Raw genomic sequence first — 17,049 nt, 5'->3', positions numbered from 1 at the left:
GCCATCGCGAGCAGGTCGGGTCGCCGCACCGTCGCTCCTACAGTGGTTTCAGGGTGTTTGAAAGTTTGGGTTCAACCCCTTCGATCCAGCAGATTCACCACCACCCGATCCACCCATCCCCACACCCGCTGCTTGATCCGCCGCCACAGTGGCCGGCGCTTCCATTCTTCCAGGCTGACTTGCTGGCTCAGGGCGAAGTCGTGTTCGAAGCTCGCGGCCACCGACCGGGTCAACCCGGGGTCCAGCGCTTCCAGATTGGCTTCCAGGTTGAAGCGCAGATTCCAGTGATCGAAGTTGCACGAGCCGATGCTCACCCAGTCATCGATCAAGACCATTTTCAGGTGCAGGAAACACGGCTGGTACTCGAAGATCTTCACCCCGGCCTTGAGCAGTCGCGGGTAGTAACGATGCCCGGCGTAGCGCACGGACGGGTGATCGGTACGGGGCCCGGTCAGCAGCAACCGCACATCGACGCCCCGGGCAGCCGCCCGGCGCAGGGAACGGCGGACTTTCCAGGTCGGCAAAAAGTACGGCGTGGCCAGCCAGATCCGTCGCTGGCCGCTGTTCAGGGCGCGCACCAGCGATTGCAGAATATCCCGGTGCTGGCGGGCGTCGGCATAGGCCACCCGGCCCATGCCCTCGCCCATCGATGGCACCCGAGGCAGGCGCGGCAAGCCGAAATGCGAGGCGGGACGCCAGGCGCGACGATGGCGGTTGGCGATCCACTGGCGGTCGAACAGCAACTGCCAATCGAGCACCAGCGGCCCGGTGATTTCCACCATCACTTCGTGCCATTCGCTGACGTCTTCCCCCGGGGTCCAAAACTCGTCGGTGACACCGGTGCCGCCGACCACTGCCATGCTCTGGTCCACCAGTAACAGCTTGCGGTGATCGCGGTAGAAATTGCCGACCCAGCGCCGCCAGCTCAGGCGATTGTAGAAACGCAGCTCCACCCCGGCGGCCATCAGCCGCCGGCGCAAGGTCAGGGTGAAGGCGAGGCTGCCGTAATCATCGAACAGGCAGCGCACCCGCACCCCACGCTCGGCGGCCTGTACCAGGGCCTGGACCATGGCTTCGGCACAGGCGCCCGCCTCCACCAGATACAACTCCAACTCAACCTGTTCTTCGGCGCGGGCAATCGCCACCAGCATGCGCGGGAAAAACTGCGGACCATCGACCAGCAGTTCGAAGTGGTTGCCTTCACGCCAGGGAAAAATCGCTCCGGCCATGTCAGCGCGCCGTAAAAATCAGCACCGCACCCACCGGCACCGACAGACTGATCGCCGAGAGGCCGGCCATTTTGCGCAACGTCTCCAGACCAGGCGTCAGATCGAAATCCTCGGCATTGATCACCAGCGGTTCGAGGGTCACCACCTGGAAGCGCCGGTCATCGAGACGGGTCGCCAGCAGTTCGGCGGGGTATTCGTGTTGTTTGCCGTGCAGGTCCACCATCAGCAGCAGGCGCAACTCCAGCTGTGCGCCGGGAGCAAGATCATTGATCGGGCGCAGATCGATTTTCGTGGTGATCAAGGCGTCGGGAAACCGGTCGATCTGGAACAGTTCCTTGCGCATGCGCTCATCGCGCAGCGCAATGCCGCTGTTGATCGACTCCAGCTCGACTTCCACCTGCGCCAGTCCTTCGGGATCGACCTTGCCGTGCAGCACCAGAAAGCGCTGCACTTCGCAGACATTGGCGTTTTTGGTGCTGACGAACGACAGGCGCGAAGACTCGCCATCCAGGTACCAATCGGCACGGGCCGACAACGCAGCACCGGCCAGCAGCAGGAAAGCGAGGGGTTGAAGGGTGGAGCGCTTGAACATAGAGACTCGTGGGGCAGATAAACCTGTGCTGAACCTTAACCGGCCTTCAGCGCATTGCAAGCCATCCGTTACCCCATCGCCACAAAAGCCCTCCTCTCACCCAGGCACTTCATCGCACTCAGGGCTGCAAGCGACAGCCCTGGCGCTCGCCGATCCACACTGCGCTGTTGCTGCGGCCCATGCCGCTGACCGTTACCCGCTTGCCAGCAACATCATCGGTAAAGTCGCTGGCGGGCAGCCACTGTTGCACATAACCGTGGCAGTACTCGGCGTCGTTGTTCATCACGTAGCGGCACGAACAGTATTCCTTGGCGGTGTAGGCGCTGATGATGTCGGGGAACGCCCACAGCGCCACCCGCTCGTGCCAGAACCAGCCGAGCAAGGCGATCAGCAGGATCAACAATAGGGAACTGGCCGGTCGACGGCGAATGAAACCGGTCATGGCTGCACCTTCCCGGCAAAGACCTTGAGCGCGAGTTGGAGCAATTGGTTGTGCCGGTAGCTGCCGTCGCGGTCATCGCCATAGCGGACGATCACCAGGTGTTCGCTGGGGATCACATACATTGCCTGCCCCCAATGACCCAATGCGGCGAAGGTGTCGGCGGGGGCATCGGGCCAGGGTTGTGCCGCGCCCTCGACGGCTCGATTGAGCCACCATTGGCCGCCGGGTACGGCATCGTCTTTGTGTGCGTGATAGTGAGCGAACGGCTCGCGGTTGAACGCCACCCAATCCTTGGGCAGTAGCTGCTTGCCTCCCCAACGACCTTCGCGAGCCATCAACAGACCGACCCGGGCCAGGTCCCGTGCAGTGAGGTAGGCATAGGACGACGCGACGAAAGTGCCCGTGGCATCTGTTTCCCAGATCGCGTGGCGAATGCCCAGCGGTTCGAACAATGCAGTCCACGGAAAGTCGGGATAACGGCCGGGACCGACGATGGTTTTCAGCGCGGCGGACAGCAGGTTGCTGTCACCGCTGGAGTAGCGAAACGCCTGGCCTGGCGCGGCATAAGCATCATGGGCCGCGGTGAACGCGGCCATGTCGTGGTGACCGCGGGTGTAGAGCATGGCCACCACCGAAGACTTCAGCGGTGCGTATTCGTAGTCCTCCTGCCAATCCAGGCCCGAGGCCCAGTGCAGCAGGTCGGCCATGGTCATGTCGGGGTGTTTTTTCAGGGGCGGATAAAACTTCGCCACCGGGTCGCCGAGCTTGAACAAGCCTTCGCCATAGGCCACGCCGAGGATCGTGGCCATCAGGCTCTTGCTGATCGACCAGGTCAGGTGCGGCGTCTCGGCCGTCGTCGGACCGGCGTAGCGTTCGTAGATCAACTGGCCGTCGCGGATCACCAGCAAGGCATCGGTACGAACACCCTGGCGAGTGGTGTCATCGCGGGATGGGAAGGCGTAGGCCTCCAGGGCTTGCAGCGCCGGGCCGGTCGGCGTCGGGGCGGTCGGCCATTGCTCGGCGGGCCAGTTTTCGGCCTGGACCGTGAAGCTGAGCAACAGCAGGAAAATAAGGGACAAGCCTTTAGGCATGGCGGGGGCTCGGAGATTGAACTTGGTGAGCCTAGTCGAGGTTGATGACAGTTCTGAAATTTGTGTTGTCTGTGAGGGCGCTTTCGCTGGCAAGCCAGCTCCTACAGGTGCTGCGTCGAACACAACATTTGTATACGACACAGGTCCTTGTGGGAGCGGGCTTGGTCCGGGCGGCGATCCGACGAAGAGGCCGGTCAGGGCAGCGAAGATTCCGCCAGTGCCTTGGCCAGCCGCTTGCCCCGCGCCCCCGCCGCCAAATCCATCACCGCCTTGTCCCGCTGCCACATCGCCGGCCACTGCGCAGGCCCGCCAGCCATTGCCTCGTCCACTTCAGCCTTGAGCCCTTCGAACTGCGCAAATAACCCGCCAAGCACCACATGCCCGGCCAGACTGGTCGGTGGCTGGCGACTGGTTTCCGCGCACCCGGCCAACAACCCCAGCAACCGCAGTTGCAAGCCTTGTGGCCAATCGCATTCCTGGCCGACGCCATACAACCACGCCGTCATGGCGCTCAGTACGTAGATGTCTTCCAGCGTGCGGAACGGTTTGACGTACGCGTCCCAGCCATCCCCGGCGAGCAATTCGCACAGTGCGTTATCCAGAAACAAGCAGCCGTGGCTGATGTCCGGCATCAACGGAATCGGCGCCAGCTTTTCCACCCGCACACCCGGCTCACCACGATAGATCACCGCCAGGCTCAAGCGTGGATCGACACCGGGCTCCTCGCTGCGGGCCGCCACCAGCAGCCAGTCGGCGGCATTGCCGGCAGTGACGAAATCCTTGCGTCCGCTCAGACGCAAACCGCTCAGTCGGGTTTGCATGTCGGCCGGGCGCAGACTGCGCTGTTCGGTGGCGCACAGCGCGCCGAGGCTCAGCGGCGCACTCGGCCAGAGCATGCGCAAGGCCGCTTGATACCCCACCAGAAACGCCAGCCCCGGCGTCGCCATCAACCGCCCGCCAAGCACGGCCAATTCGAACGGCGTGACCGCTCCCAACTGCTGCAACAAGGTCGCGAAACCTTCAGCCAGATCCGGGTTGGCGGGCAGGCGATCACGGCGGTTCAACAGGATTTGCCAGGGCATAAGAGGCTCCTTGTGGGCTGTCATATAAGCATCACCAAAGCTTAATGGCGATGACACCGGGGCTACATAGCCTGACTTTGCACAACACGGCTAGGGGGCGTTCTCAATTAGTTTCCCTACCGCGCCGGGTTGTGCCTTAAAGCTGGCCATGCTGCGTTGCAGGCCTTGGAAAGGGAACAACCATTCCCAGCGGCCTACGCCTTGCCTGGCCAGCTTTAAGGCGACAACGCGGTGGGGAAACTAATTGAGAACGCCCCCTAGACAAAGAAAGTCGATTCGCTGTAGCCCAAAGACGGGTGAGCAGCCCGCACGGAGATTCGCCATGACTCAGATCGCCCGCATCAGCGACACCGGCAACGAACGCCGCCTGCAAGCCGAACGCCTGGTGGGTGCCGAGGCATTGCAGGAGGCCCAGGCCTTGCGCTTCAACGTGTTCAGCGGCGAATTCAACGCCAGGCTCAAGGGCGCTGAATTGGGTCTGGACATGGATGACTACGACGTTCACTGCGCCCACATCGGCGTACGTGACTTGAATACCGGACGTCTGGTGGCGACCACCCGTTTGCTCGACCACACCGCTGCCAGCAGCCTGGGCAGGTTTTACAGCGAAGAAGAATTCAGCCTGCACGGCCTGGTGCACCTGCAAGGCCCGATCCTGGAAATCGGTCGCACCTGCGTCGACCCGGCCTACCGTAACGGCGGTACCATCGCCGTGCTCTGGGGTGAACTGGCCGAAGTCCTGAACCAGGGCGGCTACAGCTACCTGATGGGATGCGCGAGCATTCCGATGCAGGATGGCGGCGTGCAGGCCCACGCGATCATGCAGCGTCTGCGCGAACGCTACCTGTGCACCGAACATCTGCGCGCCGAGCCGAAAAACCCGCTGCCAAGCCTGGACATCCCGTCGAACGTGATCGCCGAAATGCCACCGCTGCTCAAGGCCTACATGCGCCTGGGCGCGAAGATCTGCGGCGAGCCATGCTGGGACGAAGACTTCCAGGTCGCCGACGTGTTCATCCTGCTCAAGCGCGACGAGCTCTGCCCGCGTTACGCCAAACACTTCAAGGCGGCTGTGTAATGAGCCGGTTGCGGGTGTACGCGCGAATCGCGCGAGTGCTGTTGGTGGTGACACTGGGCTTGGGCATGGCCAGTGTGTTCGGGGTGTTCGAGCGCCTGGGCCCGGCCCATTCGATGGCGCGTCGTCAGCGCTGGTCGCGGTTTTTCATGGCCCGTCTGAGCAACGCCCTGCCCTTTGACGTGACCGTCCATGGCGAGCTGCCGAAGACACCGATGCTCTGGGTCAGCAACCATGTATCCTGGACCGATATCCCGCTGCTGGGCATGCTCACGCCACTGTCGTTCCTGTCCAAGGCCGAAGTCCGCACCTGGCCAGTGGCCGGCTGGTTGGCGGCCAAGGCCGGCAGCCTGTTCATCCGCCGTGGCTCGGGTGACAGCCAGTTGATCCGCAAGCAGATGACCCGTCACCTGGAACAAGCCCATCCCTTGCTGATGTTCCCGGAAGGCACCACTACTGATGGCCGCTCGCTGCGTACCTTCCATGGTCGCCTGCTGTCCGCCGCCATCGATTCCGAAGTGGCGATGCAGCCGGTGGCGATTCGTTATGTGCGCGACGGTGAGCCTTGCGCGCTGGCGCCGTTCATTGGCGACGATGATCTGCTCTCGCACTTGATGCGTCTGTTCGCCAACGACCGTGGTGGCGTGGAGATTCATCTGCTCAAGCCAATCGCTTGCGAAGGACGGGAACGCGCGGCGCTGGCGTTCGAGGCGCAGCAGGCGGTGCAGAAGGCGTTGTTTGGTGAAATTGTCGAACCGCAACGAGCACCAATGCGCCCTGCAATTGCAGCGTAAACACATGCCCCCTGTAGGAGCGAGCCTGCTCGCGATAGCGGCTTAACATTCAACGATGATGCTGAAGGACAGACCGCAATCGCGAGCAGGCTCGCTCCTACAGGGGTTTTATGGTGTTGGATAGTTCCGGGCAAATGCCTGCAACTGCGGATAGAACAACCGAAAATCCTCGCTCAACGGTTCATACAACCGCCGCAACTCCTGCATCGCCGCCGCCAGTTCCTCCGGCCGGGTCAGGCGCCGCGAGATCCCGCGCAACACCTGCTCCAGTACCTCGAATTCCTGATACGAACCCAACCAGTCATTGGCCACCATGTGCGGCGCTATCTTCGCCAGCCGCTCCGGCAATTGCCGTTCGCTGGAAAGCACCCGGTAAACGTCCGAGATGAACAACGCCAGGGGCCGGTCGGCATACAGTGTCCAGTCCCGGGCCAGGCAATGGTCGAAAAACACGTCGAGCACGATCCCGGCGTAGCGACGACGGGTCAGGGAAAAACGCGACAACGCGACGTCCACCAGCGGATGGCGATCGGTGAACACGTCGATGCTGCGGTGCAGCTGGATGGCCCCCTCGATTTCCGGAGCGAACTGCCCTTGCAGCCGTCCCTTGACGAAATCGCCATACAGACTGCCGAGCAATTGACCTGGACGCTGACCACCGAGGTGAAGATGTGCGAGATAGTTCATGGGCGCAGCTTAGCACCGCCATCTTGTCTTGTTACACTCAACATATCGTTATAACTCGATATACCGAAATGCGAGCTGGTCAGAGCCAAATCATATTTGTATATCGCGAAATACCGATTTAAAGTTCGCCTCATCGCGATATAGCGTTTTAAACATCACGAGCCCACATCATGACCATGAATCTCGACGAAATAATAAAAGCCTTGGCGCACCCGGTACGGCGAGACATCCTGCACTGGCTCAAGGACCCGAGCGTCGAATTCCCCGACCAGTCCCACAGCAACGAGCACGGCGTTTGCGCCGGGCAGATCGATCAACGTTGCGGCCTGTCGCAGTCCACGGTGTCCGCACACCTGGCGACCCTGCAACGCGCCGGCCTGATCAGCAGCCGTAAAGTCGGCCAGTGGCACTTCTTCAAACGTAATGAGGAAACCATCCAGGAATTCCTCAAAACCTTCAGTAAAGAGCTCTGACCCTGTGGGGGCGTTCTCAATTGGTTTTCACACAGCGCCGGGAAAACCAATTGAGAACGCCCCCCACGTCAGTCGGCCGACAAGGAATTAAACAATGCCCCTCTCGCTACTCATCCTGGCCTTGAGCGCCTTCGCCATCGGCACCACCGAGTTCGTCATCATGGGCCTGCTGCCCAACGTGGCGGCTGACCTCGGTGTGTCGATTCCCGGTGCCGGCTGGCTGGTGACCGGTTACGCCCTGGGCGTGGCCATCGGCGCACCATTCATGGCGCTGGCCACCGCCCGACTGCCGCGCAAGGCCGCCCTGGTGGCGTTGATGGGCATTTTCATTATTGGCAACCTGCTCTGCGCAGTGGCTAGCGACTACAACGTGCTGATGTTCGCCCGTGTGGTCACCGCCCTGTGTCATGGCGCCTTCTTCGGTATCGGTTCAGTGGTAGCCGCCGGCCTGGTGCCTGCGAACAAACGCGCTTCGGCCGTGGCCCTGATGTTCACCGGCCTGACCCTGGCCAACGTCCTCGGCGTACCGCTGGGCACCGCCCTCGGTCAGGCAGCCGGCTGGCGTTCGACCTTCTGGGCCGTGACCGTGATCGGTGTGATCGCACTGATCGGTCTGATCCGCTTCCTGCCGGCCAAGCGTGATGAAGAAAAACTCGACATGCGCGCCGAACTCGCCGCACTCAAGGGCGGCGGGATCTGGCTGTCCCTGAGCATGACCGCGCTGTTTGCCGCCTCGGTGTTCACCCTGTTCACCTACGTCGCGCCGCTGCTGGGCGAAGTCACCGGCGTCTCGCCCCGTGGCGTGACCTGGACCCTGATGCTCATCGGCCTGGGCCTGACGGTCGGCAACATCATCGGCGGCAAGCTGGCCGACAAAGGCATGGCCGCGACGCTGATCGGCGTGTTCATCACCATGGCCGTGGTGTCCACCGTGCTCACCTGGACCAGCGTCGCGCTGATCCCGACCGAAATCACCCTGTTCCTCTGGGCCACCGCGTGCTTCGCCGCCGTACCGGCGCTGCAAGTGAACGTGGTGACCTTCGGCAACGCCGCACCGAACCTGGTATCGACCCTGAACATCGGCGCTTTCAACATCGGCAACGCCTTGGGTGCCTGGGTCGGCGGCAGCGTGATCGCCCACGGCTTCGGCCTGACCAGCGTGCCGCTCGCGGCAGCCGCACTGGCGGTACTCGCCCTGCTGGTGACCCTGATTACTTTCCGTCAGAGCGGCAATCCCGATCTGGCCCCTGCTACCAACTGATCAACCATTACCTCACGAGGGTTACACTAAATGACGACTATTTTCGATCCGATCAAACTGGGCGACCTCGAGTTGGCCAACCGCATCATCATGGCGCCACTGACCCGCTGCCGCGCCGACGAAGGTCGCGTGCCCAATGCGTTGATGGCCGAGTACTACGTGCAACGTGCCTCCGCCGGGCTGATCCTCAGCGAAGCCACTTCGGTGACGCCGATGGGCGTCGGCTACCCGGACACCCCGGGCATCTGGTCCAACGATCAGGTACGTGGCTGGTCCAACGTGACCAAGGCAATCCACGGTGCCGGCGGCAAGATCTTCCTGCAGTTGTGGCACGTGGGTCGCATTTCCCACGGTTTGTACCTGAACGGTGAAGCCCCGGTCGCCCCGAGCGCCATCCAGCCAAAGGGCCACGTCAACCTGGTTCGTCCGTTGGCCGACTTCCCTGTCCCGCGCGCCCTGGAAACCGCTGAAATCGCCGACATCGTCGACGCTTACCGCGTCGGTGCCGAGAACGCCAAGGCCGCCGGCTTCGATGGTGTGGAAATCCATGCCGCCAACGGTTACCTGCTCGACCAGTTCCTGCAAAGCAGCACCAACCAGCGCACCGACAACTACGGCGGCTCCCTGGAAAACCGTGCCCGCCTGCTGCTGGAAGTGACTGACGCCGCCATCGAAATCTGGGGTGCCGGCCGCGTGGGTGTGCACCTGTCGCCACGCGCCGACTTGCATGACATGGGCGACGACAACCTGGCCGAAACCTTCACCTACGTCGCTCGCGAACTGGGCAAGCGTGGCATCGCCTTCATCTGCTCGCGCGAGAAAGAAGGTGCCGACAGCCTCGGCCCTCAACTCAAGGAAGCGTTCGGCGGCCCATACATTGCCAACGAGCGTTTCACCAAGGACAGCGCCAACGCGTTGCTTGCCAGTGGCAAGGCCGATGCCGTCGCCTTCGGCGTACCTTTCATTGCCAACCCGGACCTGCCAGCGCGTTTGCAGGCTGACGCGCCGCTGAACGACGCGCGTCCGGAACTGTTCTACGCCAAGGGCCCGGCCGGTTACATCGACTACCCGACGCTGTAATCAGCAACCGTGGAAATACAAAAGCCCCGATTCGAAAGAGCCGGGGCTTTTTGTTGAGTATCGAGCCCGAGCCTTCGGCAGCTCCTACAGGGACCGTGCAATGAAGGGGCCTCATAAAGGCGACACAAATTCCCTACAAAATACTGAGCTTGCTACCTGTTATCCCGCCAAGGGTACGTATATAAAAGCACCCCATTACGGCACATCGAATGACAAAAAAGGCCCTCGGTTGACACACGCGGACCCAATTACGAATTTTGTTTCATTTGCGCAGGCTGGGGCTCAAGCGCAGCATATCCAGCCCGGTATCGACCCAACGCTCGGCTTCGGTGTGCAATTCAAAACTGTCGGGGGCCAGCAGCCACTGGTACAGGATGCCATCAATATAAGCATGCAAGCTGATCGCGGCGCGGGCGGTGTCGAGGTTTTCCGGCAACTGGCCACGATTCACTGCATTACTCAGGGCCAGGCCGATCCGCACATTGCATTCGAGGCTGGCTGATACCCGTTGTTGGCGCAGGTCGCACATTTCATCGGTGAATTCGCACTTATGATAAAGAATCTCATTGATGCGGCGGGTTTTCGGGTCCAGCGCAATTTGATGAAACAAATGAATCAACAGTTTGCGCATGCAGCCCAGGGGATCGAGTTCGTCTTCGCTCTCGCTGGCCTTGGCCATTTCTTCCAACGGCTCATGCAAAGTGTCGAGCATGGCCTGCACCAGATCCGCCTTGTTGCTGAAATGCCAGTAAATGGCCCCGCGAGTGACGCCGGCCAAGGTCGCGATGTCCGCCAGGGTCGTGCGCGCCACGCCCCGCTCGAAAAAGGCCTTTTCGGCCGCCTCGAGAATTTGTGCGCGGGTTTCCTGAGCTTCCTCTTTGGTACGACGGACCATGGCAGTACAACCTCAATCAGGGTGCTTCAGCGATGTCTGAATATCAGCTGAATAAAAGTGGGGCGAACGTTCTGGGGGTTCGTCCCCGGCCTACAATTCCAACCTTTCAACGGCTTGTGTAACGGCTTGAGTAACGACGTTGATACGCAGCCTGGGTATTTACAAACAGCCATGTACGTAAGTATATTCATTAGCAAGCTACTTATCCACTCTGCAAACATTTTTCAACCTTCCACCTTTCTAGTGCGCTCCTTGCGCGCCTGACCCGAGGATTTTCATGCAATTCAAGCCAGCTGTTACCGCTCTGGTCGCCGCCGTCGCCTTGGCATCGCTACTCAGCGGATGCAAAAAGGAAGAGGCAGCACCGGCCGCCCCACCGCCTCAGGTCGGCGTCGTGACTCTGCAACCGCAAGCTTTCACCCTGACATCCGATCTGCCCGGCCGTACCAGTGCGTTCCGCATTGCCGAAGTCCGTCCTCAGGTCAACGGCATCATTCTCAAGCGCCTGTTCAAGGAAGGCAGTGACGTCAAGGCCGGCCAGCAGCTCTATCAGATCGATCCATCGGTCTATGAAGCAACGCTCGCCAGCGCCGAAGCCAACCTGCGTTCGACCAAATCGATTTCCGACCGCTACAAGCAACTGGTCGACGAGCAAGCCGTAAGCCGTCAGGAGTACGACACCGCCGTGGCCAACCGCCTGCAATCGGAAGCCGCGTTGCAATCTGCCCAGATCAACGTGCGCTACACCAAGGTCTATGCCCCGTTGACCGGCCGTATCGGCCGCTCCTCGGTGACTGAAGGCGCGCTGGTCAGCAATGCCCAGGTCGACGCGATGGCGGTGATTCAGCAAATCGACCCGATCTACGTCGACGTGACGCAGTCCTCGGTCGAGTTGTTGCAACTGCGCCGTGAGCTGGAAAGCGGTCGCTTGCAAAAGGCTGGCGATAACGCGGCATCGGTCAAGCTGACCCTCGAAGACGGCAGCGAGTACAAGCTGGACGGCAAGCTGGAATTCTCCGAAATTTCGGTTGACCAGACCACCGGTTCCGTCACCCTGCGCGCGATTTTCCCGAACCCTGATCACACCCTTCTGCCTGGCATGTTCGTGCACGCCAAGTTGCTGGCCGGTGTGAACAGCGCAGCGATCCTGGCCCCGCAGCAAGGCGTGACCCGCGACCTCAAGGGTACCCCGACCGCACTGGTTGTCGGCCCGGACAACAAGGTCGAACTGCGTCACCTCAAGGCCAACCGCACCGTCGGTAACCAATGGCTGATCGAAGACGGCCTGAAGGCCGGCGATCGACTGATCACCGAAGGTCTGCAATTCGTCAAACCCGGCATCGAAGTCAAGGCCAGTGAAGCGACCAACGTAGCCGCAAAGAACCCGGCCCCCGCCCAGGCAGCTAATACAGCTTCTGGCGGTAAAGGGGAGTAAACCATGTCGAAATTTTTTATCGACCGTCCGATTTTCGCCTGGGTAATTGCCCTGGTGATCATGTTGGTCGGGGCTCTATCGATCCTCAAACTGCCGATCAACCAATACCCGAGCATTGCGCCGCCAGCGATCGCCATTTCCGTTGCCTATCCGGGTGCTTCGGCACAGACCGTACAGGACACCGTGGTGCAGGTGATCGAACAACAGCTCAATGGTATCGACCACCTGCGTTATGTCTCGTCGGAAAGTAACTCCGACGGCACCATGACCATTACCGCGACCTTCGAGCAAGGCACCAACTCCGATACCGCGCAGGTTCAGGTCCAGAACAAGCTGAACCTGGCTACCCCACTGCTGCCGCAAGAAGTGCAGCAGCAAGGTATCCGCGTCACCAAGGCGGTGAAGAACTTCCTGTTGGTGATCGGCGTGGTGTCGCGTGACGGCAGCATGACCAAGGACGACCTGTCCAACTACATCGTGTCGAACATGCAGGACCCGATCTCGCGGACCGCCGGTGTCGGTGACTTCCAGGTGTTCGGTTCCCAGTACGCCATGCGGATTTGGCTCGATCCGGCCAAGTTGAACAAATTCAACCTGACCCCTATCGACGCCAAGACCGCCATCGCTGCGCAGAACGTCCAGGTGTCGTCCGGCCAGCTCGGCGGCCTGCCGGCCCTGCCCGGCACCCAGTTGAACGCGACGATCATCGGCAAGACCCGTCTGCAGACCGCGGAGCAATTCGACAAGATCCTGCTCAAGGTCAACAAGGACGGTTCCCAGGTTCGCCTCAAAGATGTCGCCGAAGTCGGTTTGGGGGGTGAGAACTACAGCATTAACGCCCAGTTCAACGGTGCCCCGGCATCCGGCCTGGCGGTGAAACTGGCTACCGGTGCCAACGCTCTCGATACGGCCAAAGCCCTGCGCGCGACCATCGACAACCTCAAGCCGTTCTTCCCGCAAGGGATGGAAGTGGTGTTCCCGTATGACACTACTCCGGTGGTGACCGAATCGATCAAAGGCGTGGTTCACACCCTGGTCGAAGCGGTCGCACTGGTGTTCCTGGTGATGTTCCTGTTCCTGCAGAACTTCCGTGCCACCATCATCACCACGATGACCGTGCCGGTGGTATTGCTCGGTACGTTCGGGATCCTCGCGGCAGCCGGTTTCAGCATCAACACCCTGACCATGTTCGGTATGGTGCTGGCCATCGGCTTGCTGGTGGACGACGCCATCGTCGTGGTGGAAAACGTCGAACGGGTGATGAGCGAAGAAGGCCTGTCACCCAAGGAAGCCACCAAGAAATCCATGGGCCAGATCCAGGGCGCACTGGTGGGTATTGCCCTGGTGCTGTCGGCGGTGCTGCTGCCGATGGCGTTCTTCAGCGGCTCCACCGGTGTGATCTACAAGCAGTTCTCGATCACCATCGTCTCGGCCATGGCCCTGTCGGTACTGGTTGCACTGATCTTCACCCCGGCGCTCTGCGCGACCATGCTCAAGCCGATTCCGAAAGGCGAGCACGGCACCCCGAAACGCGGTTTCTTCGGCTGGTTCAACCGCAACTTCGACCGCGGCGTCAGAAGCTACGAGCGTGGCGTGGGCAATATGCTCGCGCAAAAGGCCCCGTACCTGCTGGCCTACCTGATCATCGTCGTCGGCATGATCTGGCTGTTCACCCGTATTCCAACGGCGTTCCTGCCGGAAGAAGACCAGGGCGTACTGTTTGCCCAGGTGCAGACCCCGGCCGGTTCCAGTGCCCAGCGCACCCAGGTGGTCGTGGACGAGATGCGGGAATTCCTGCTGCGTCCGGGCAAGGATGGCGGTGAAGGCGATGCGGTGAACTCGGTGTTTACCGTGACCGGCTTCAACTTCGCCGGCCGTGGCCAGAGTTCGGGCATGGCGTTCATCATGCTCCGGCCGTGGGACGAGCGTAACGCCGACAACAACGTGTTCAAGGTAGCGGCCCGTGCCCAACAGCACTTCTTCACCTTCCGTGACGCCATGGTGTTCGCCTTCGCGCCACCGGCGGTACTGGAGTTGGGTAACGCCACCGGTTTCGACGTGTTCCTGCAGGACCGCGCCGGCATCGGCCACGACAAACTGATGGCTGCACGTAACCAGTTCCTCGGCATGGCCGCGCAAAGCAAGATTCTGACTCAGGTGCGTCCGAACGGCCTGAACGACGAACCGCAATACCAACTGGAAATCGATGACGAGAAGGCCAGTGCCCTGGGCATTACCATCGCCGATATCAACAACACTCTGTCGATTGCCCTGGGCAGTAGCTACGTCAACGACTTCATCGACCGCGGTCGCGTGAAGAAGGTTTACGTGCAAGGCCAGCCAGGCGCTCGAATGAACCCTGAAGACCTGCAGAAGTGGTACGTGCGCAATAGCAGCGGCACCATGGTTCCGTTCTCGGCGTTCGCCAGGGGCGAGTGGATTTACGGTTCGCCGAAACTGGCCCGCTACAACGGCGTGGAAGCGATGGAAGTCCTCGGAGCCCCGGCGCCTGGCTATTCCACCGGTGAAGCCATGGCCGAAGTCGAAGCCATCGCGCAGAAGCTACCGGCGGGTGTCGGTATTTCCTGGACCGGTCTGTCGTACGAAGAACGTCTGTCCGGTTCGCAAGCACCCGCGCTGTACGCCCTGTCGCTGCTGATGGTGTTCTTGTGTCTGGCGGCGTTGTATGAGAGCTGGTCGATTCCGATCGCGGTGATGTTGGTGGTGCCGCTGGGGATCATCGGTGCATTGATGGCCACCAGCCTGCGCGGTTTGTCCAACGACGTGTACTTCCAGGTAGGTCTGTTGACGACCATTGGTCTGGCGGCGAAAAACGCCATTCTGATTGTCGAATTTGCCAAGGAACTGCACGAACAAGGGCGTAGCCTGCGCGATGCGGCAATTGAAGCCAGTCGCATGCGTCTGCGACCGATCATCATGACCTCGCTCGCCTTCGTTCTGGGTGTGGTACCACTGGCGATATCCACCGGCGCGGGTTCCGGTAGCCAGCATGCAATCGGCACCGGTGTGATCGGCGGTATGATCACGGCCACTGTGCTGGCGATTTTCTGGGTCCCGTTGTTCTTCGTCACCGTGTCGTCCATAGGCCAGCGCAAAATCGCCGACCAGGATGACGCCACTGAAACTCCTCAAGAGGCTGGCTAATGAGCAAGTCGCTACTCTCCCTGGCAGTCGCCGCCTTCGTGCTCGGTGGCTGCTCGCTGATACCTGATTATCAGCAGCCCGAAGCGCCGGTGGCGGGCCAATACCCGCAGGGCCCGGCGTACTCGCCGGCCCAGGCACCGGCGCAAGCGGCTGCCGAGCAAGGCTGGAAGCAGTTTTTCCATGACCCGGCGCTGCAACAGCTGATCCAGGTGGCCCTGGAAAACAACCGTGACCTGCGTGTCGCGGCCCTGAACATCGACGCGTTTGCGGCCCAGTACCGCATTTCCCGTGCCGATCTGTTCCCGGCCGTTTCGGCCAACGGCACCGGCAGCCGCCAGCGGGTTCCGGAAAACTCCTCGCAAACAGGTCAGTCGGGCATCGTCAGTTCCTACTCGGCCACGGTCGGGGTCAGCGCCTATGAACTCGACCTGTTCGGTCGGGTTCGCAGCCTGAACGAAGAGGCGCTGCAGAAGTACTTCGCCACCGAAGAAGGCCGCCGCAGCACGCAAATCAGCCTGGTGGCCAGTGTCGCCAATGCCTACCTGACCTGGCAGGCCGACAAGGAACTGTACAAGCTGACCCAGGACACCCTCGCCGCATTCGAGGAGAGCTACAAGCTCACCGCCCGCAGCAACGAAGTCGGGGTCGCCTCGGCCCTGGACCTGGCGCAGTCGCGCACCTCGGTGGAAAACGCCCGTGCGCAACTGGCCAAGTACACCCGTCAGGTCGCCCAGGACGAGAACATCCTGGTGCTGCTGCTCGGCACCGGTATCCCGGCCAACCTGCAAGCGGCCAAACCGCTTGACGACGACCTGCTGAGCGACGTTCCGCCCGGCCTGCCGTCGGACCTGCTGCATCGTCGTCCGGACATCCTTCAGGCCGAGTACAACCTGAAGGCCGCCAACGCCAACATCGGCGCGGCGCGGGCTGCGTTCTTCCCGAGCATCAGCCTCACGGCCAATGCCGGCACTCTGAGCCCGGACCTGTCCGGCCTGTTCAAGGGCGGTTCGGGCACGTGGCTGTTCCAGCCGCAGATCAACCTGCCGATCTTCAACGCCGGCTCCCTGAGCGCCAGCCTGGATTACTCGAAAATCCAGAAAGACATTGGCGTGGCGAACTACGAGAAGTCCATTCAAACGGCCTTCCAGGAAGTTGCCGACGGCCTGGCCGCCCGCCAGACCTACGTCCAGCAGTTGCAGGCACAGAAAGATTTCGTCAGTGCCAACCAGCAATACTACCGCCTGGCCGAGCGTCGTTACCGCATCGGTGTCGACAGCAACCTGACCTTCCTCGATGCCCAGCGTCAGCTGTTCAGTGCGCAACAGGTGTTGATCACCGACCGTCTGGCGCAGTTGGTCAGCCAGGTCAATCTGTACAAGGCACTGGGTGGTGGCTGGAACGAACAGACGGCGAAGAACGAGCCGTTGAAAGAAGAAGCGCCGAAGATGAAGTATTTCTGATAGCGCTGTGAAAACAAGGGGCCCACCGATTGGTGGGCTAATGAGATGGTCACCCCCACACCCTGCGAGGGCTACGCTTTCGCAGGGTGTTTTGTTTTCGGAGGCCATCATCATGATCCAGTCAGCACTGATCGGTATCGATCTCGGCAAACATAATTTCCACCTTCACGGCCAGGATAAATCAGGCCGCGAGGTGTTTCGCAAGAAGCTCTCTCGGGCGCAGATGATGCAGCTTTTCGGCAACGTGCCGAGTTGTATCGTGGTGATGGAAGCCTGTGCGCCTGTGCG

At 61.2% G+C, this 17,049-nt stretch carries 15 protein-coding genes and 1 pseudogene; 9 read left to right on the top strand and 7 right to left on the bottom strand.

Annotated features, from left to right (window positions below; all coding sequences use genetic code 11):
- Positions 1–71 precede the first annotated feature (71 nt).
- The 5 genes from AC1D19_RS26520 to AC1D19_RS26500 all read right to left on the bottom strand — a co-directional run bounded on the left by AC1D19_RS26520 (position 72) and on the right by AC1D19_RS26500 (position 4,436).
- Complete coding sequence (locus AC1D19_RS26520) at positions 72–1,229, bottom strand: phospholipase D-like domain-containing protein (RefSeq protein ID WP_477765083.1); 1,158 nt, start codon at positions 1,227–1,229, stop codon at positions 72–74.
- A gap of 1 nt (position 1,230) precedes the next feature.
- On the bottom strand, positions 1,231–1,821 hold the full coding sequence (locus tag AC1D19_RS26515; protein ID WP_477765082.1) for a YceI family protein: 591 nt from the start codon (positions 1,819–1,821) through the stop codon (positions 1,231–1,233).
- Between the two features lie 118 nt (positions 1,822–1,939).
- The gene (locus tag AC1D19_RS26510; RefSeq protein ID WP_477765081.1) at positions 1,940–2,263 is read right to left on the bottom strand and encodes an amidase; all 324 of its coding nucleotides are present in this window, start codon (positions 2,261–2,263) and stop codon (positions 1,940–1,942) included.
- On the bottom strand, positions 2,260–3,354 hold the full coding sequence (locus AC1D19_RS26505) for a serine hydrolase domain-containing protein (RefSeq protein ID WP_477765080.1): 1,095 nt from the start codon (positions 3,352–3,354) through the stop codon (positions 2,260–2,262). Before AC1D19_RS26505 ends, AC1D19_RS26510 begins: the two co-directional genes overlap by 4 nt.
- A gap of 194 nt (positions 3,355–3,548) precedes the next feature.
- Complete coding sequence (locus AC1D19_RS26500) at positions 3,549–4,436, bottom strand: acyl-CoA dehydrogenase middle domain-containing protein (protein WP_477765079.1); 888 nt, start codon at positions 4,434–4,436, stop codon at positions 3,549–3,551.
- A 322-nt stretch (positions 4,437–4,758) separates the two neighbouring features.
- On the opposite strand from AC1D19_RS26500, the gene olsB reads away from it, so the two are divergent.
- A complete protein-coding gene (gene olsB, locus AC1D19_RS26495) occupies positions 4,759–5,514 on the top strand; it encodes an L-ornithine N(alpha)-acyltransferase (RefSeq protein ID WP_477755429.1) in 756 nt (251 codons plus the stop codon).
- The gene (locus tag AC1D19_RS26490; RefSeq protein ID WP_477765078.1) at positions 5,514–6,305 is read left to right on the top strand and encodes a lysophospholipid acyltransferase family protein; all 792 of its coding nucleotides are present in this window, start codon (positions 5,514–5,516) and stop codon (positions 6,303–6,305) included. The genes olsB and AC1D19_RS26490 overlap by 1 nt, the downstream gene beginning before the upstream one ends.
- Before the next feature lie 108 nt (positions 6,306–6,413).
- Here the strand turns inward: AC1D19_RS26490 and AC1D19_RS26485 are convergent, their stop codons facing one another.
- On the bottom strand, positions 6,414–6,992 hold the full coding sequence (locus AC1D19_RS26485; RefSeq protein WP_477765077.1) for an acyl carrier protein phosphodiesterase: 579 nt from the start codon (positions 6,990–6,992) through the stop codon (positions 6,414–6,416).
- Positions 6,993–7,162: 170 nt separating this feature from the next.
- Between AC1D19_RS26485 and AC1D19_RS26480 the strand changes: the two genes are divergently transcribed.
- The 3 genes from AC1D19_RS26480 to AC1D19_RS26470 all read left to right on the top strand — a co-directional run bounded on the left by AC1D19_RS26480 (position 7,163) and on the right by AC1D19_RS26470 (position 9,806).
- Entirely contained in the window at positions 7,163–7,465 is a 303-nt protein-coding gene (locus AC1D19_RS26480; RefSeq protein WP_477765076.1) for an ArsR/SmtB family transcription factor, read from the top strand.
- Positions 7,466–7,559: 94 nt separating this feature from the next.
- Positions 7,560–8,726 (top strand): MFS transporter, encoded by a 1,167-nt coding sequence (locus tag AC1D19_RS26475; RefSeq protein ID WP_477765075.1) that lies wholly within the window; start codon positions 7,560–7,562, stop codon positions 8,724–8,726.
- A gap of 30 nt (positions 8,727–8,756) precedes the next feature.
- The gene (locus AC1D19_RS26470) at positions 8,757–9,806 is read left to right on the top strand and encodes an alkene reductase (protein ID WP_477765074.1); all 1,050 of its coding nucleotides are present in this window, start codon (positions 8,757–8,759) and stop codon (positions 9,804–9,806) included.
- Between the two features lie 262 nt (positions 9,807–10,068).
- Here the strand turns inward: AC1D19_RS26470 and emhR are convergent, their stop codons facing one another.
- The gene (emhR, locus tag AC1D19_RS26465; RefSeq protein ID WP_477765073.1) at positions 10,069–10,701 is read right to left on the bottom strand and encodes an efflux system transcriptional repressor EmhR; all 633 of its coding nucleotides are present in this window, start codon (positions 10,699–10,701) and stop codon (positions 10,069–10,071) included.
- 277 nt (positions 10,702–10,978) lie between these two features.
- Here emhR and AC1D19_RS26460 point away from each other — a divergent pair, with 277 nt between their 5' ends.
- The 4 genes and pseudogenes from AC1D19_RS26460 to AC1D19_RS26445 form a co-directional block, all read left to right on the top strand.
- Positions 10,979–12,136, top strand: coding sequence for an efflux RND transporter periplasmic adaptor subunit (locus tag AC1D19_RS26460; protein WP_477765072.1), 1,158 nt, complete (start codon positions 10,979–10,981; stop codon positions 12,134–12,136).
- A 3-nt stretch (positions 12,137–12,139) separates the two neighbouring features.
- A complete protein-coding gene (emhB, locus tag AC1D19_RS26455) occupies positions 12,140–15,301 on the top strand; it encodes an efflux RND transporter permease subunit EmhB (protein ID WP_477765071.1) in 3,162 nt (1,053 codons plus the stop codon).
- A complete protein-coding gene (gene emhC, locus AC1D19_RS26450; RefSeq protein WP_477755438.1) occupies positions 15,301–16,761 on the top strand; it encodes an efflux RND transporter outer membrane subunit EmhC in 1,461 nt (486 codons plus the stop codon). The genes emhB and emhC overlap by 1 nt, the downstream gene beginning before the upstream one ends.
- A 112-nt stretch (positions 16,762–16,873) precedes the next feature.
- Positions 16,874–17,049: pseudogene (locus AC1D19_RS26445) on the top strand (IS110 family transposase); the annotation flags it as partial.

This window comes from Pseudomonas sp. P1_C12, assembly GCF_056406435.1.
Note: the sequence above shows the minus strand (reverse complement) of the source record. Positions and strands in the feature narration are given on the sequence as shown.

Bases quoted from the DNA above. Each gene is read 5' to 3' on its own strand.
- emhR (WP_477765073.1), bottom strand. From the start codon at position 10,701: ATGGTCCGTCGTACCAAAGAGGAAGCTCAGGAAACCCGCGCACAAATT.
- AC1D19_RS26515 (WP_477765082.1), bottom strand. From the start codon at position 1,821: ATGTTCAAGCGCTCCACCCTTCAACCCCTCGCTTTCCTGCTGCTGGCC.
- AC1D19_RS26485 (WP_477765077.1), bottom strand. From the start codon at position 6,992: ATGAACTATCTCGCACATCTTCACCTCGGTGGTCAGCGTCCAGGTCAA.
- AC1D19_RS26460 (WP_477765072.1), top strand. From the start codon at position 10,979: ATGCAATTCAAGCCAGCTGTTACCGCTCTGGTCGCCGCCGTCGCCTTG.
- olsB (WP_477755429.1), top strand. From the start codon at position 4,759: ATGACTCAGATCGCCCGCATCAGCGACACCGGCAACGAACGCCGCCTG.
- emhC (WP_477755438.1), top strand. From the start codon at position 15,301: ATGAGCAAGTCGCTACTCTCCCTGGCAGTCGCCGCCTTCGTGCTCGGT.
- emhB (WP_477765071.1), top strand. From the start codon at position 12,140: ATGTCGAAATTTTTTATCGACCGTCCGATTTTCGCCTGGGTAATTGCC.
- AC1D19_RS26490 (WP_477765078.1), top strand. From the start codon at position 5,514: ATGAGCCGGTTGCGGGTGTACGCGCGAATCGCGCGAGTGCTGTTGGTG.
- AC1D19_RS26470 (WP_477765074.1), top strand. From the start codon at position 8,757: ATGACGACTATTTTCGATCCGATCAAACTGGGCGACCTCGAGTTGGCC.
- AC1D19_RS26500 (WP_477765079.1), bottom strand. From the start codon at position 4,436: ATGCCCTGGCAAATCCTGTTGAACCGCCGTGATCGCCTGCCCGCCAAC.
- AC1D19_RS26505 (WP_477765080.1), bottom strand. From the start codon at position 3,354: ATGCCTAAAGGCTTGTCCCTTATTTTCCTGCTGTTGCTCAGCTTCACG.
- AC1D19_RS26480 (WP_477765076.1), top strand. From the start codon at position 7,163: ATGACCATGAATCTCGACGAAATAATAAAAGCCTTGGCGCACCCGGTA.
- AC1D19_RS26510 (WP_477765081.1), bottom strand. From the start codon at position 2,263: ATGACCGGTTTCATTCGCCGTCGACCGGCCAGTTCCCTATTGTTGATC.
- AC1D19_RS26475 (WP_477765075.1), top strand. From the start codon at position 7,560: ATGCCCCTCTCGCTACTCATCCTGGCCTTGAGCGCCTTCGCCATCGGC.
- AC1D19_RS26520 (WP_477765083.1), bottom strand. From the start codon at position 1,229: ATGGCCGGAGCGATTTTTCCCTGGCGTGAAGGCAACCACTTCGAACTG.